The organism is Herbidospora sp. NBRC 101105 (assembly GCF_030269205.1).
GTDB lineage: Bacteria > Actinomycetota > Actinomycetes > Streptosporangiales > Streptosporangiaceae > Herbidospora > Herbidospora solisilvae.
Genome location: NZ_BSSX01000038.1, coordinates 1 through 256 on the forward strand (window position 1 = coordinate 1; position 256 = coordinate 256).

The following is a 256-nucleotide window of genomic DNA, read 5'->3' on the forward strand; positions in this document are numbered from 1 at the left end:
TCAAAGGGAGGAGGCAGAATTAATGTCATTCTACTGCCCCATATGTTCCGCGATTGGGCCGGGACCTAGAGGACGGGCTGCAGCCGGAAGAGCGCGGGATGCACATCACCGGGCTCATGCCGCGGCTCGGAGGTGATCCGGCCGGCGACCGCGCGCAGCACATCGACGGCGGTGATGACGCCGACCACCCGGCCGTGCTCGTCCACTACGGGAACAGCGTCCCGGGCCGAGTCGAGCATCGTCTCGGCCACGGCGT

General features: G+C 66.8%; 1 protein-coding gene. It reads right to left on the reverse strand.

The window, feature by feature from the left end:
• Positions 1-65: 65 nt before the first annotated feature.
• Positions 66-256, reverse strand: a 191-nt coding sequence (locus QSK34_RS37700; RefSeq protein ID WP_285591634.1) for a CBS domain-containing protein, incomplete at its 5' end; no start/stop codon positions are given.